Source organism: Actinomycetospora sp. C-140, assembly GCF_054796175.1.
Window position 1 is genome coordinate 24,486 of the sequence record NZ_JBTWNF010000014.1, and the last position, 14,015, is coordinate 38,500.

At 73.7% G+C, this 14,015-nt stretch carries 13 protein-coding genes; 9 read left to right on the forward strand and 4 right to left on the reverse strand.

What is annotated here, in order from left to right; genetic code table 11:
* Nucleotides 1-347: 347 nt before the first annotated feature.
* Nucleotides 348-3,248, reverse strand: a complete 2,901-nt coding sequence (gene uvrA / locus ACR9E3_RS21860; RefSeq protein ID WP_460382637.1) for an excinuclease ABC subunit UvrA — start codon at nucleotides 3,246-3,248, stop codon at nucleotides 348-350.
* A gap of 414 nt (nucleotides 3,249-3,662) precedes the next feature.
* On the reverse strand, nucleotides 3,663-4,490 hold the full coding sequence (locus ACR9E3_RS21865; RefSeq protein WP_460382638.1) for a helix-turn-helix domain-containing protein: 828 nt from the start codon (nucleotides 4,488-4,490) through the stop codon (nucleotides 3,663-3,665).
* A gap of 34 nt (nucleotides 4,491-4,524) precedes the next feature.
* Here ACR9E3_RS21865 and ACR9E3_RS21870 point away from each other — a divergent pair, with 34 nt between their 5' ends.
* From ACR9E3_RS21870 to ACR9E3_RS21885, 4 genes are read left to right on the forward strand one after another with little or no spacing between them, the layout of a single operon-like run.
* Nucleotides 4,525-5,097 (forward strand): TIGR03086 family metal-binding protein, encoded by a 573-nt coding sequence (locus ACR9E3_RS21870; protein ID WP_460382639.1) that lies wholly within the window; start codon nucleotides 4,525-4,527, stop codon nucleotides 5,095-5,097.
* A 16-nt stretch (nucleotides 5,098-5,113) separates the two neighbouring features.
* The gene (locus ACR9E3_RS21875; RefSeq protein ID WP_460382640.1) at nucleotides 5,114-5,302 is read left to right on the forward strand and encodes a hypothetical protein; all 189 of its coding nucleotides are present in this window, start codon (nucleotides 5,114-5,116) and stop codon (nucleotides 5,300-5,302) included.
* Between the two features lie 19 nt (nucleotides 5,303-5,321).
* A complete protein-coding gene (locus tag ACR9E3_RS21880; protein WP_460382641.1) occupies nucleotides 5,322-5,999 on the forward strand; it encodes an MBL fold metallo-hydrolase in 678 nt (225 codons plus the stop codon).
* Nucleotides 6,000-6,018: 19 nt separating this feature from the next.
* Nucleotides 6,019-6,858, forward strand: a complete 840-nt coding sequence (locus tag ACR9E3_RS21885; protein ID WP_460382642.1) for a glutaminyl-peptide cyclotransferase — start codon at nucleotides 6,019-6,021, stop codon at nucleotides 6,856-6,858.
* Between the two features lies 1 nt (nucleotide 6,859).
* Here the strand turns inward: ACR9E3_RS21885 and ACR9E3_RS21890 are convergent, their stop codons facing one another.
* On the reverse strand, nucleotides 6,860-8,599 hold the full coding sequence (locus tag ACR9E3_RS21890; protein WP_460382643.1) for a hypothetical protein: 1,740 nt from the start codon (nucleotides 8,597-8,599) through the stop codon (nucleotides 6,860-6,862).
* A gap of 224 nt (nucleotides 8,600-8,823) precedes the next feature.
* Here ACR9E3_RS21890 and ACR9E3_RS21895 point away from each other — a divergent pair, with 224 nt between their 5' ends.
* Together ACR9E3_RS21895 and ACR9E3_RS21900 are read left to right on the forward strand one after the other, a co-directional pair.
* The gene (locus ACR9E3_RS21895; protein WP_460382644.1) at nucleotides 8,824-9,363 is read left to right on the forward strand and encodes a hypothetical protein; all 540 of its coding nucleotides are present in this window, start codon (nucleotides 8,824-8,826) and stop codon (nucleotides 9,361-9,363) included.
* A 119-nt stretch (nucleotides 9,364-9,482) separates the two neighbouring features.
* A complete protein-coding gene (locus ACR9E3_RS21900) occupies nucleotides 9,483-10,409 on the forward strand; it encodes an alpha/beta hydrolase (protein ID WP_460382645.1) in 927 nt (308 codons plus the stop codon).
* Here ACR9E3_RS21900 and ACR9E3_RS21905 read toward each other — a convergent pair.
* The gene (locus ACR9E3_RS21905) at nucleotides 10,406-11,170 is read right to left on the reverse strand and encodes an IclR family transcriptional regulator domain-containing protein (protein WP_460382646.1); all 765 of its coding nucleotides are present in this window, start codon (nucleotides 11,168-11,170) and stop codon (nucleotides 10,406-10,408) included. The two genes, ACR9E3_RS21900 and ACR9E3_RS21905, sit on opposite strands and share 4 nt — an antisense overlap.
* 122 nt (nucleotides 11,171-11,292) lie before the next feature.
* Here ACR9E3_RS21905 and ACR9E3_RS21910 point away from each other — a divergent pair, with 122 nt between their 5' ends.
* The 3 genes from ACR9E3_RS21910 to ACR9E3_RS21920 are packed head-to-tail and all read left to right on the forward strand — an operon-like array spanning nucleotide 11,293 to nucleotide 14,007.
* Nucleotides 11,293-12,648 carry a cation:dicarboxylate symporter family transporter gene (locus ACR9E3_RS21910; RefSeq protein ID WP_460382647.1) on the forward strand — a complete coding sequence of 452 codons (1,356 nt, stop codon included), beginning with the start codon at nucleotides 11,293-11,295 and terminating at the stop codon, nucleotides 12,646-12,648.
* 28 nt (nucleotides 12,649-12,676) lie between these two features.
* A complete protein-coding gene (locus tag ACR9E3_RS21915; protein ID WP_460382648.1) occupies nucleotides 12,677-13,216 on the forward strand; it encodes a carboxymuconolactone decarboxylase family protein in 540 nt (179 codons plus the stop codon).
* Entirely contained in the window at nucleotides 13,213-14,007 is a 795-nt protein-coding gene (locus tag ACR9E3_RS21920; RefSeq protein WP_460382649.1) for an SDR family NAD(P)-dependent oxidoreductase, read from the forward strand. Before ACR9E3_RS21915 ends, ACR9E3_RS21920 begins: the two co-directional genes overlap by 4 nt.
* The last annotated feature ends 8 nt before the right edge of the window (nucleotides 14,008-14,015 follow it).

Below are 14,015 nucleotides of genomic sequence, written 5' to 3' on the forward strand. Positions count from 1 at the left end.
TCGTTGATGCGGGTCTCTGTGCTGATGAGCTCTCCTCGGGTCCGTGACTGTGTCGCTGCGACCCGGCACCCGGAGCCCCGATGAACGTCGGGCCCCGCGCCATGCCTGGCGTCGGGGCCCACGGTCGACCGATCCGGCGTCCCACCTGCACGGACACCTCCGCCGCGGGACTCGCCCGAGGCGGCTGGACCGGACCCGCTCACCTGGACGGCGGACGGGTGGGAGCCGGGGCTCCACTTGCCGCTCGACGGACGCGCTGCACCCACCGAGCTGGTCGCTCGAGGTGTAACGCTACCACTGCCCTGCGGTGTTCCTTGCCGTCGCCCCGGGATCGGGCGCGGTGGGCGTCAGCCGGCCTTCTTCGCGCGGCTCTTGCGGACGGGGCCGGCGTCGGGCTCGACGAGCTTGGTCAGGAACTGGCCCGTGTAGCTCTCGGGCACCGCCGCGATCTGCTCCGGCGTGCCCTGGGCGACGACGGTGCCGCCGTTGTTGCCGCCCTCGGGACCCATGTCGACGACCCAGTCGGACACCTTGATGACGTCGAGGTTGTGCTCGATGACGAGCACGGTGTTGCCCTTGTCGACCAGGCCGTTGATCACGCCGAGCAGCTTGCGGATGTCCTCGAAGTGCAGGCCGGTGGTGGGCTCGTCGAGGATGTAGAGCGTCCGCCCGGCGGAGCGCTTCTGCAGCTCGGACGCCAGCTTCACCCGCTGCGCCTCGCCGCCCGAGAGCGTCGGGGCCGGCTGGCCGAGCCGGACGTAGCCCAGGCCCACCTCGGTGAGCGTCTGCAGGTGACGGTGGATCGCGCCGATCGGCTTGAAGAACTCGGCGGCCTCCTCGATCGGCATGTCGAGGACCTCGGCCACGTTCTTGCCCTTGTAGTGCACCTCGAGGGTCTCGCGGTTGTACCGCGCGCCCTTGCAGACCTCGCACGGCACGTACACGTCGGGCAGGAAGTTCATCTCGATGCGGATCGTGCCGTCGCCCGCACACGCCTCGCAGCGCCCGCCCTTGACGTTGAACGAGAAGCGCCCGGGCCCGTAGCCGCGCACCTTCGCCTCGTTGGTGGCGGCGAAGAGCTTGCGCATGTGATCCCACACGCCGGTGTAGGTCGCCGGGTTGGACCGTGGCGTGCGCCCGATCGGCGACTGGTCGACCCGGACCAGCTTGTCGAGGTGCTCCGTGCCGGTGACCCGGGTGTGGCGGCCCGGGACCTGGCGGGCCTTGTTCAGCTTGTTGGCCAGCACCGTGGCCAGGATGTCGTTGACCAGCGTCGACTTGCCCGACCCGGACACCCCGGTGATCGACACGAGGCAGCCCAGGGGGAACGAGACGTCGACGTCGTGCAGGTTGTGCTCGCGGGCGCCGATGACGCTGACCTGCCGCTTCTTGTCGACCGGGCGCCGGATCCGCGGCACCGGGATCTCCTCCCGGCCCGCGAGGTAGGCACCGGTCAGCGACTCCTCGCTCCGCTCGAGCCCGGCGACCGGCCCGGAGTAGACGACCTTCCCGCCGTGCTCGCCGGCGCCCGGACCGATGTCGACCACCCAGTCGGACGCCCGCACGGTGTCCTCGTCGTGCTCGACGACGATGAGGGTGTTGCCGAGGTCGCGCAGCCGGGACAGCGTGTCGATCAGCCGCCGGTTGTCGCGCTGGTGCAGCCCGATCGAGGGCTCGTCGAGGACGTAGAGCACGCCGACGAGACCGGACCCGATCTGCGTCGCCAGCCGGATGCGCTGGGCCTCGCCGCCGGAGAGCGTGGCCGCGGCGCGCGCCAGCGACAGGTAGTCGAGCCCGACGTCGAGGAGGAACCCCAGCCGGGCACCGATCTCCTTGAGCACGGCGCCGGCGATGACCTGCTCGCGGTGGCCGAGGACGAGGCCCGTCATGAACGCGGCGCAGTCGGCCACCGACAGCGCGCAGACCTCGGCGATCGAGCGGTCGCCGAGGGTCTCGTGCCGCAGCGTCACGGCGAGGATCTCCGGCTTGAGGCGCGTGCCTCCGCACGCCGGGCACGGCACGTCGCGCATGTAGCCCTCGTAGCGCTCGCGGGCGCTGTCGGACTCGGCCTGGTCGAGCCGGCGCTCGAGGAACGGCACCACGCCCTCGAACGAGGCGTAGTACGAGCGCTCGCGGCCGTAGCGGTTGCGGTAGCGCACGTGCACCTGGTCTTCCGAACCGTGCAGCACCGCCTTCTGGACCCGCGCCGGCAGCTTGCGCCACGGGGTGTCCATGCGGAAGCCGACCTGCTCGGAGAGCGCGGTGAGCAGCCGCGTGAAGTACTCGGCGGACTGCCCGATCGCCCAGGGCGCGATGGCACCGTCGGCGAGCGAGAGCTCGTCGTCGGGCACCAGCAGCTCGGGGTCGACCTCCTTCTTGATGCCCAGCCCGACGCACGTCGGGCACGCGCCGTAGGGCGAGTTGAAGGAGAAGGCGCGGGGCTCGAGGTCGTCGACCTGGAGCTGGTGGCCGTTGGGGCAGGCCATGCGCTCGGAGAACCGGCGCTCGCGGTCCGGGTCGTCGTCGGGGAGGTCGACGAAGTCGAGCACGAGGATGCCCTCGGCCAGGCGCAGCGCGGTCTCGACCGAGTCGGTGAGGCGCTGCTTGGCGCTGGACTTCACCGACAGGCGGTCGACCACCACCGCGATGTCGTGCTTCTCCTGCTTCTTCAGCGTCGGCGGCTCGGAGAGCGGATACACCGTGCCGTCGACCAGCACGCGGGAGTAGCCCTGGCCCTGGAGCTGGCTGAACAGGTCGACGTACTCGCCCTTGCGCCCGCGGATCACCGGCGCGAGGACCTGGAACCGCCGGCCGGGCTCCATCTCGAGCACCTGGTCGACGATCTGCTGCGGCGTCTGCTTCGAGATGATCTCGCCACACGTCGGGCAGTGCGGCGTGCCGGCCCGGGCGTAGAGCAGGCGCAGGTAGTCGTAGACCTCGGTGATGGTCCCCACGGTCGAGCGCGGGTTGCGGCTCGTGGACTTCTGGTCGATCGAGACCGCGGGCGAGAGGCCCTCGATGAAGTCGACGTCGGGCTTGTCCATCTGCCCCAGGAACTGGCGCGCGTACGCCGAGAGCGACTCGACGTAGCGCCGCTGGCCCTCGGCGAAGATCGTGTCGAACGCCAGGCTCGACTTGCCGGATCCGGACAGCCCGGTGAACACGACCAGGCTGTCGCGGGGCAGGTCGAGGTCGACGCCCGTGAGGTTGTGCTCACGGGCGCCCTGGACGACGAGACGATCGACCACGTGCGGGGCCTCCTGGCTCGGGGCGAGACGCGCCGGGGTTCGGAACACACGCCATCGGATGCCTCGTCCCCCGGTGCACTCCATGCTAGGAGCGACCCCCGACAACGGCCGGGCCGCCCGCGGTCGGGGCGCCGGACGGGGTGCGACGGACGACGAGCACCGGGCGGCGGGGAGGGCGTCGCGACGGTCGCGTGACCGCTGCGCCGGTCGTCGCAACGTCGGCACCGGTCCCGGTGTTCCCGCCGCCCGGTCCGTGGGGGTCCGGACGGGCTCGGGCGTCTCGGCGTGGTGATCAGGAGCGCGTGGTGCACGCCGCCCGCGGCGCGCGGGTGGACAGCGCGCCCGTGATCTCCGGGGGCGGGCGCTCACATGATCAGCAGCGCGAAACGCACCTCGACGGCGCCGGCGAGGTGCCTATCGCACTGGTGATCGCGGGTAGCGGCGCGCGTACCAGGTCGGCGGTTCGCCGAAGAGGTCGGTGAAGTCGCGCGACAGGTGGCCCTGGTCGGCGTACCCCAGGGTCGCGGCGAGGTCCGCCCAGTCGACCTCCGGCCCGCCCGTCTCCAGGCGCTCGACGACCTCCTGGAGCCGGTAACGGCGGATCACCCACTTCGGGCTGGGCCCGACGTGCTCGGCGAACAGGCGCTGCAGGGTCCGCATCCCCAGCCCGGCCGCCGCGGCGAGGCGGTCGACCCGCGCGATCGTCGGGTCGGCGGCGACGTGCGCGACCAGCTCCCCCGCCTCCCGGGCCGCCGCACCGGGACCGTCGGCGGGCCGTCGCGCGCGCAGCCAGGCGCCCATGTCCCCGCACCAGACGCCGCCGAGGCCCGGGACGTCGGCCGCGTCCAGCTCGCGGTCGACCAACCGCCCGACGGGGCGGTCGGCCCACGCCCGGAACACGCCGGGCCGGAACGCCGCGCCGACGACCGAGTCCCGGCCGACGAGCTCGCGCACCATGTGCCGGCTGCGCGGCCCGACGACACGGGGTCCGCCGTATCCCGCCTCCGGCGCGGCAGCTCCGCTGTGCTGCGTGCCGCCTCCGATGACCGAGATGTGCACCTGCGGCAGCGGGACGATCTTCTGAGCGTAGGGCTCGGCGTAGTCCCACGACGCCGTCCAGATCCGCTCGACCCACGGCGCGAGGTCCGGGTCCGGCTCGTGCACGGCGATCCGCTGCGCCGTGCGCCAGTGCCCGCCGAGCTCGCGGGGATCGCGCTCGTCCACGGTGTCGCGTTCCTCCATGACCGGCCGACCGGACCTCACTAGCGTCCTCGCCGTGTTCCCCGACTTCGCGGCCCGCCCGCACCTCATCGTCGCCGCTGCCGCCCCGCACGAGGAGCTCGTCGCCGACGCCGCCGGCGACCCCGACGCGCCCGTGCCCTGCGAGGGCTGGACCGTCCGCGACCTCGGCGAGCACCTGCTCACCTGGACGCCGGTCCTCGCCGGCGCCGGCCGCGGCACCCCGCCCGAGCCCACGTCCCGCGCCCTCGGCGACGACTGGCCCACCGTCCTCGGCGCCGAGCGCGACGACCTCGTCGCCGTCTGGAGCGACCCGCGGTCCTGGACGGGCACGACCACGATGACCAGCTCGGAGATCCCGTCCGCGGTGGTCGGCACGATGGCGCTCTGCGAGCTCGTGCTGCACGGCTGGGACCTCGCGACGGGGATGAACCGGCCCGTGACGTGGGACGACGCCCTGCTCGCGGAGGTGCACGAGGCGCTCACCCAGCTGACCCCGCTCGGCCGGCAGATGGGTGCCTTCGGGCCGGCCGTCGACGTCGCCCCGGACGCGCCGCTGCTCGACAGGGTCGTGGCGCTGGCCGGCCGCGATCCGTCCCGGACGCCCTGACGGGCACCATGGAGCCATGAGCGGTATCGACCCGGCGGACCTGGCGCGGTTGCGGTCGCGCTCGGGCTGGAGCGGCGAGCGCCCCGAGTGCCGGCACCGCGAGGTGGTGATGGCCGAGGACGAGCTCCCGCGCTGCGAGAGCTGCGGCGAGGCCCTGAGCCCGGACGCGTTGCGCCGCGCCGGCCACAAGCCGGTGCGGCCCTGACGCCACTAGGCTCCCGGCCGTGGACCTCCTCGACGACTACACCGGCCACGTCGAGCCCGGCGGCCCCGCCGCCCGGCGCGACCTGAAGGACGTCTCGATCACCAAGGTGTCGGTCGGGCCGATGGACAACAACGCCTACCTGCTGGTCGACCACGGCTCCGGCGAGGCGCTGCTGATCGACGCCGCCAACGAGACCGACCGCCTGCTCGACACCGTCGACACGGTCGCCGACCGCGGCAAGGTGACGAGCCTCGCGACCACCCACAAGCACTGGGACCACATCCAGTCCCTGGAGGACGCGGTGCGCGCCCTCTCCCCCGCCACCTACGCCGGGGAGGCCGACGCCCCCGAGCTGCCGGTGGCCCCGGACCACACCGTCGGCGACGGCGACTCCGTGCGGTTCGGCGGCGCGCAGGTCGAGATCATCCATCTCGATGGCCACACCCCCGGCTCGATCGCGCTGCTCTACCGCGACCCGGACGGTGCGGGGCACCTGTTCACCGGCGACTCGCTCTTCCCCGGCGGTCCGGGCAAGACCGCGGGGCCCGCCGAGTTCGCGTCGCTGATGGACGACCTCGAGGCGAAGGTGTTCGGGCAGCTCGGCGACGACACGCACGTGTACCCGGGTCACGGCGACGACACGACGCTCGGTGCCGAGCGCCCGAAGCTCTCCGAATGGCGCGAGCGCGGCTGGTGACCCCGCTCCGGTCGTCCGCGTGACGCCGACGCTGCGGTGGGCCGGCCTGGCCTGCGCCGCAGCGCTCGTCGTCGCCTGGCTCGTCGTCGTGGGGGTGTCCGCGATGCCCCGGGCGGGGCCGTCGGTGCTCGACGACCCGCCCCGCCTGCGCGCGGTGGGCGTCGCGACGCTGCGCCCCGAGGTCCTGGCCGTGGTCCCGCACGACCCGACGGCGTACACCGAGGGCCTCGAGATCGACGGCGACGCGGTGCTGGAGGGCACCGGGCTGACCGGGCGCTCCCAGCTCCGCGCGCTCGACCCGGTCACGGGCGCGGTCCGTCGCGCCGAGCCGCTGCCGCCGGCGGTCTACGGGGAGGGCGTCACCGCGTCCCCGACGACGCTCTGGCAGCTGACCTACCGCGACGGGATCGCCTACGAGCGCGACCCCGCGACGTGGGCGATCCGGCGCACCGTCCCGCTCGAGCGCGAGGGTTGGGGTGCGTGCCACGACGGGACGCGCGTGGTCACGAGCGACGGCACCGACGAGCTGGTGTTCCGCGACCCGGCCTCCTTCGCGCCGGTCGGCACGGTGCGGGTGACGGCCGCCGACGTGCCGGTGGACCGGCTCAACGAGCTCGAGTGCACCGCCGACGGCGTGTGGGCGAACGTCTGGCACACCGACCGCCTCGTCCTTATCGACCCGGGCTCGGGGCGGGTCACCGCGGTCGTCGACGCCGCCGGCCTGCTCCGGCCCGGGCAGCGCCCGGACGACCCCGAGGCCGTGCTCAACGGCATCGCCGCCGTGCCGGGGACCGATCAGTTCCTGCTGACCGGCAAGTACTGGCCCTCGATGTTCCGGGTGCGCTTCGTCCCGTCCTGACTCAGCCGGTGCGGCAGTCCGCCGCCTCGGACGGGATGCGCGGGTACCGGTAGGACGTGCGCTCCCACGCGCCGGTGAGGTTCTCCCAGAACCGCGCGGCGGTGAGGGGCTCCCGGACCGAAGCCAGCATCTCCTGGGTGCGGGGGCAGGCGACGGCGGCCCGGGCCGCCGCGAGCTCGCCGGGGTCGAGCCACTGCGGATCGGTGACGCCGGCGTCGGCGAGGTCCCAGTACGGCGGCAGCTCCTTGTCGTGACCGATCCGGCCGTCGGGCACGCTCGTCGAGTGCGCGGCCAGCGGGTTGGTCAGACCGACCGCGTCGTGCACACGGACGTCGAGCGGGGCCAGCTCGCCGGTGACACCGAGATTGAGCCAGACGATCGTCGACGGGACGCCGGGGGCCTCGCGGAACAGCGACCAGTCGTCCTGTGCCCCGCGCAGCACGAACGTGCCGGGCGGCGCCGCGGCGACCGTCGCCGCGCCGTCGGGGGCGACGGGGTGCCCGAGGTAGTCGTCGGTGGTGATCGGGTGCGGCGAGCGCGTGATGTTCACGTAGTACATGCGCTCGTTGGCGATGAAGTTCGGGCCGAGCTCCTCGCCGTAGTCGGGACGCAGCCCGGCCACGCAGACGAGCGCCCACACGCCCAGCACCATGAGCGCCGGCAGGAGGTCGCGGCGCAGCGGGACCGCCAGGACGGGCAGCACCAGGCAGAACAGCGCCGGCAGCAGCATCCGCGCGTGCATGAAGTCGCCGCCGACGCGCGTGACGTAGAGGGTCAGCAGCAGGGCGGCGACCGGCGGCGCGGCGGCGACGGCCAGGGTCGTCGGGCGTCGCGCGGGGCCCGTCCCCCGGGACGGCGACCCGAGGGCCAGGGCCATGCCCACCACCGCGAGGACCGCGAGCGGGACCCACAGCACGTAGGTCCCGACGAGGTCGTCGAGATAGTGCAGGCCCTGCTCCCACCGGGGGGCGGACGCCTCCTTGGCGAGCGCGGTCGAGGGCACGAGCAGGCCGTAGTAGCCCGCCCGGAAGATCTCGTACGCAACGGGCAGCGCCACGGCCGCGCCGGCGAGCCCGGCGAGGCGCCACCAGCCGTGCCGCGCCTCGATCGCGACCACGACGACGGCCATCACCAGCGCCACCAGGGCCAGGTCCGGCCGCACGAGCGGGGCGAGACCCAGCACGACCGCGAGCCACCAGGCCTCCCGTGGCCGGCCCGGGTCGAGCCGGCGCACCAGCAGCCACCACGTGAGGCCGAGCCAGCCGATGATCAGCCCGGTCTCGAGCCCGGAGGTCCCGAAATCCCAGAACGGCGGCATCGCCACGACCAGCAGAGCGCCGAACGGGACCATCCGCGGCGGCGCACCGAACAGCCGGCGGGCACCGTCGAGCCCGAGCGCGAGCCCGGCGACGGACAGGACCAGGCCCAGGACGACGGCGGCCCAGTTCAGCACCTGGCCCGGCAGCAGCCCGGGCAGGGCGAGCAGCGCGGTCCACAGGGTCGAGGTGTTGGCCTCGACGCGCTCGCCGGCGTTGAACACCGGCCCCTGGCCGGCGGCGAGCTGGCGGACCGTCCGCAGCACGATGAGGCCGTCGTCGCTGATCCAGCGCCGGTGCCACACGAGGACGGCGAAGACGGCCGTCGTGGCGCCCAGCGCGACGAGGTTCCAGCGGGTCGGTGCACGGTCGTCCGCGCGCGGGATCGACGAGACGGCGTCCGCCGTCGCCCTCGGTTCGATCACCGCGCTGATGAGTCCGCCCCCGCCGCCCGACCAGGACAGACATGCAACCACACGCCTCGGTGACCGCTGTCACGAGGTCCACCGTCCGCCCTGGGCACACGGCGTTCGGGGACGCCGCCGCCACGTTGATCACTCGTTCGGGCGAACGGCGCTAACACCCGGTGGCGTCGCGCCGATCGAGCAGTGACAGGTCGGATCGCATCGCTCGGGGGCCAGGTATGTCCGTGCAGGAACGCACGCCGCAGCAAGGGAAGTCGCGCACGATCCTCGGGATCGTGGCGGCCGTCGTCATCGTGGTCGTCCTGCTGCTCGCCCTCGCCCTGACCGGCGTCGCGCGCGGCCTGTTCGCGAAAGACGTCGATCGGGTGGTGCGCAACGACGTGGACGCGAGCGGGCTGGTCGCGACGCTCGTCTCGTACCCCGACTCCTTCCGCGGCTCCACGCTCGCGCAGGGCCAGGTGGACCTCCAGGTGCAGATCGACCAGGCCGCGCTCACCGGCGGCGACCCGGCGGCGCGGCCCGCCACGGTGGTCGTGCGCAACTACAGCTGCCCCGGCGCCGACAGCGCCGCCGCGGACGCGGTGCTGACCATCCAGGGCGCCGACGCCGCGCACGTCGCGGCGCGCCCGGCCGAGGCGGGCGGCGGGGTCGCCCTCACCGGCGCCTTCGAGATCACGGCCGTGGCGCCGGTCCGGCCCGCCGTGCAGGTGCCGGCCGGCACCGACCCGGTGGCCCAGTGCCGGATCGACCTGGTCGCGCGCTGACCCACCCCGCTCCCGTTCCCGGATCGTGATCGCAGATGACGGTGCACGGCGGTACCCCGCCGTGCGCCGTCCGGGGAACGCTCGGTCGTCCGGGTGGACGACGTGACGGGAGCGCGACGATGCGCGAGGACATCTCTTTCGACGCCGACGGTGTGACGCTGCGGGGCTGGTTCTACGCGCCGGACGGCGCCGACGCGAACGGCGGCCACCCGTGCGTGGTCATGGCGCACGGCTTCTCCGCGGTCAAGGAACAGCACCTCGACGACTACGCGGAGGTCTTCGCCGCCGCCGGGCTGGCGTGCGTCGTCTACGACAACCGCGGGTTCGGCGCGTCGGACGCCGCACCCGGCAGGCCGCGCCAGGAGATCGACCCCTGGGAGCAGATCCGCGACTACCAGCACGCCGTCACCTACGCGCAGAGCCGCGACGACGTCGACGCCGACCGGATCGGCGCCTGGGGCTCGAGCTACTCGGGTGGTCACGTCTACGTCCTCGGCGCGATCGACCGGCGCGTCAAGGCCGTGTCCGGGCAGGCCCCGCTCGTCTCCGGACGCCGCGGGTTCGAGTCGCTCGTGCGCATCGACGCGTGGGGCCCGACGTGGGAGGCCTTCGCCGCCGACCGCCTCGAGCGCGCCCGCGGTGGTGAGCCGGCGATGATGCCCGTCGTCACCGAGGACCCGACCGCACCGGCCGCGCTGCCGACCCCGGACTCCTACGAGTGGTTCACCCGTACCCAGCGCGACCGCGCGCCGTCGTGGCGCAACGAGGTGACGCTGCGCTCGGTCGAGCTGCTCCAGGGCTATGAGCCCCGGGCGTTCCTCCCCCTCATCTCGCCGACGCCGGTGCAGATGGTCGTCACACCGAACGACCGGCTCATCGCGGGCGAGCTCGCCGCGGCGGCCTACGAGACCGCCGTCCACCCGAAGAAGATCGTCATCGTGCCGGGCGGCCACTTCGACGCCTACACCGGACCGGGCTTCGAAATCAGCTCCGCGGCGGCGCGCGACTGGTTCGTCGAGCACCTGCGGGTCGGCAAGGCCGGTTAGCGCGCGGCGATCTCCCCGGAGATCGCCTCGGCGTGCTCGACGACCATCGGCGCGCAGCGTTCCCGCAGCTCGTCGGCCGACAGCCGCGCCGCGTTGACCGAGACGTTGAGCGCGGCGATGGTCCGTCCCCGGTGGCGCACGCCCGCCGCCACCGACCGCACGCCCTCCTCCCGCTCGCCGTCGATCAGCGAGAACCCGTCCCGGCGCACCTGCCCGAGCACCTCGCGCAGGCGTGCCGGGTCGGTGACGGTGTGCGCGGTGAGCGGGCGCAGCTCGACGGCGTCCAGGTAGGCGTCGAGCTCGTCGTCGGGCAGGGCCGCGAGCAGCACCCGCCCGAGCGAGGTCGGGTAGGCGGGCAGCCGCGAGCCGACGTTGAGCGTGATCGCGACGCTGCGGGGGCTCGGCACCCGCGCGAGGTAGACGATCTCGGTGCCGTCGAGGGCGGCGAGCGACGACGACTCCTGCAACGTCGTCGAGAGGCTGCGCATGTGCACCTCCGCGGTCTCCCACCACGGCGCCGACGACAGGTAGCCGTACCCGAGCCGCAGCACCCGCGGCGTGAGCCGGAACCGGCGGTCGCGCTCCTCGGCGTACCCGAGGCGGCGCAGCGTCAGCAGGATGCGGCGCGACGTGGCGCGGGTGAAGCCGGTCAGCTCGGCGACCCGGCTGACGGACAGCTCCGGGTGCTCGGCGGAGAACACCGTGAGCACCTGCAGCGCCTTGTCCACGGAGTCGATGACGTCCGGATCCTCGCGGGACACGGCGCCAGTCTCGCACCGGCGGCGCGCCTGACCCTTGACAACCGCGGCGCGCGCCCGCCACGGTCGTGTGCGCCCATCGCACAAATGTACGTCAGTCGTACACGGTGACAGCGAGGTCCCCGATGTCGGTCCGCTCGATCGTCCGCAGCGCCTTCACGACGAAGCTCTACATGACCGTCCTCGTCGCGATCGTCGCCGGCGCCGCGCTCGGGCTGCTCGCACCGGGCGTGGGGGCCGCGCTCGAGCCGATCGGCACCGGGTTCATCGCCCTGATCCAGATGCTCATCGCGCCGGTGGTGTTCTGCACGATCGTCACCGGCGTCGCGTCGGCGGGCGAGCTCACGTCGGTCGGGCGGATCGGGGTGAAGGCCCTCGTCTACTTCGAGGTCGTCACCACGCTCGCGCTGATCGTCGGGCTCGTCGTCATGGACGTGTTCCGTCCCGGCGACGGCGTGAACGCCCGCCCGGACGCGCTGCGCCTGTCCGGGAGCGCCGCGCAGTACGTGGCCCAGGGCGAGGGCGGGCACTGGTACGACTTCCTCGTCGACATCATCCCGAGCGGCGTCGTCAACGCCTTCACCGAGGGCAACGTCCTGCAGGTCCTCCTGGTGTCGATCCTGTTCGCGATCGCGGTCAAGGCCATGGGACCCCGCGGCCACGGCATCGTCACGGCCGTCCAGAAGATCGGCGACGCGACCTTCGGCATGATCCGCCTGGTCATGTACACGGCGCCGCTGGGCGCCTTCGGCGCGATGGCGTACACGACGGGCAAGTTCGGGGCGTCGACGCTGGTGAGCCTGGGGAACTTCGTCCTGCTGTTCTGGGTCACCGGCATCGTGTTCAGCCTCGTGGTGTTCGGGGTGCTGGCCCGGCTGTGCGGGCTGCGCGTCCTGCGCCTCTACCGCTACTTCCGCGACGAGCTGCTGATCACCCTGGGCACCTCGAACTACGAGGTCGTCATGCCCGCGCTGCTGCGCAAGCTCACCCACCTCGGCGCGCCCCGGCGGATCGTCGGGCTGGTCGTGCCCTCGGGCTACGCCTTCAACGGCGACGGCGTCTGCCTCTACCTCGGGTTCGCCTCGCTGTTCATCGCGCAGGCGTTCGGCGTCGAGCTCTCGCTCTGGCAGCAGATCGCGCTGCTCGCGGTCTTCCTGGTCACCTCGAAGGGCAGCGCGGGCGTCGCGGGCGCCGGGTTCGTCATCCTCGCCGCCACCCTGAGCACCACCGGGATCGTGCCCGTCGTCGGCATCATGCTGATCATCGGTGTCGACCGCTTCCTGTCCACCATGCGCGGGCTGGTGAGCCTGTCCGGGCAGATCCTCGGCAGCCTGGTCGTCGCGCGGTGGGAGAACGGGCTCGACGTCGACCGGGCCCGCGCGGTCCTGCGCGGCGAGGACGTCCCGGAGATCCCCGAGGACGCCGGCGAGGAGACCGGGCCCGCGGAGCGCACCCCGGCACCGGCCGCGGTCGCCACCTGAGGAACCACCACCGAAGACGAGGAGGAAGATGCCCCGCCTGGAGTACGTCGGCCCGGACGCGCTGACCGGACCCGACGCGGAGATCGCCGGACGGATCGTCGCCCGCCGCGGCGGGACGCTCACCCCGCTCGACCGGATGCTGCTGCACAGCCCCCCGATCGCCGACGGGTGGAACGACCTGCTCGGCGCCGTCCGCAGCGGCGGGACGCTCGGCGGCGACGTCCGCGAGCTCGCCGTCCTGCGCATCGCCGCCCTCAACGGCGCCGACTACGAGTGGCACGCCCACGAGCCGCTCGGCCGGGCCGCGGGACTGGGCGACGACGACGTCGCCGTCCTGCGCGGCGAGCGCGACCCCGCGGCCCTGACGCCCCGGCGTGCGGCGGCGCTGGCCTACACCGAAGCCATGACCCGTGACGTCGCCGTCCCCGACGAGGTCTTCGCCGGGCTCCGGGAGCACTTCGACGACCGCGAGATCGTCGAGCTGACGGTCACCGTCGGCGCGTACAACCTGGTGTCCCGCTTCCTCGTCGCCCTGCAGGTCGGCGACGAGCGCCGGGACGCGGCGTGAGCGGACGTCTGGCCGGCAAGGTCGCGGTCGTCACCGGGGCCGGGAGCGTCGGCGACGGCTGGGGCAACGGCCGGGCCACGGCGGTCGCCTTCGCCCGCGAGGGCGCGCGGGTGCTCGCGGTGGACCGTGACCGGGAGGCGCTCGACGCCACCCTCGCCCTCGTCGAGGCCGGCACGGTGGCCGCGCACGTCGCGGACGTGACCGCGTCGGACGAGGTCGCCGCGACGATCGCGGCCGCCGAGGACTGGTTCGGCGGTCTCGACGTGCTCGTCAACAACGTCGGCGGGTCCCGCGCCGGCGGGGTCGCCGAGCTCGACGAGGACGTGTGGGCGGCGCAGCTCGACGTCAACCTCTCGACGGCCTACCTGGGCTGCCGCCACGCGGTCCCGGCCCTGCGCCGGCGCGGCGGGGGCGCGATCGTCAACGTCGCCTCCACCTCCGGGCTGCGCTGGACCGGGTCGGCCCAGGCCGGGTACGCCGCGGCGAAGGCCGGCGTCGTGCAGCTCTCGCGGGTCACGGCCGTGCAGTACGCGCCCGAGGGCATCCGCGTGAACACGGTCGTGCCCGGGCAGCTGCACACCCCGATGGTCGAGGCGCGCCTCGCCGGCCAGCGCGCGGGCGGGGACGTCGACGCCCTGCTCGCCGCGCGGCTCGCCCGCATCCCGCTCGGGTTCATGGGCGACGGGCGCGACACCGCGGCCGCCGCCCTGTTCCTCGCCTCCGACGAGGCCCGCTTCGTGACCGGCACCGAGATCGTCGTCGACGGCGGCATGACCGCCCGGTGCGACTGACGCGAGGA

Excerpts from the sequence above, each read along its gene's own strand:
- ACR9E3_RS21865 (WP_460382638.1), bottom strand. The coding sequence starts at position 4,490 with ATGGAGGAACGCGACACCGTGGACGAGCGCGATCCCCGCGAGCTCGGC.
- ACR9E3_RS21875 (WP_460382640.1), top strand. The coding sequence starts at position 5,114 with ATGAGCGGTATCGACCCGGCGGACCTGGCGCGGTTGCGGTCGCGCTCG.
- ACR9E3_RS21900 (WP_460382645.1), top strand. The coding sequence starts at position 9,483 with ATGCGCGAGGACATCTCTTTCGACGCCGACGGTGTGACGCTGCGGGGC.
- ACR9E3_RS21910 (WP_460382647.1), top strand. The coding sequence starts at position 11,293 with ATGTCGGTCCGCTCGATCGTCCGCAGCGCCTTCACGACGAAGCTCTAC.
- ACR9E3_RS21915 (WP_460382648.1), top strand. The coding sequence starts at position 12,677 with ATGCCCCGCCTGGAGTACGTCGGCCCGGACGCGCTGACCGGACCCGAC.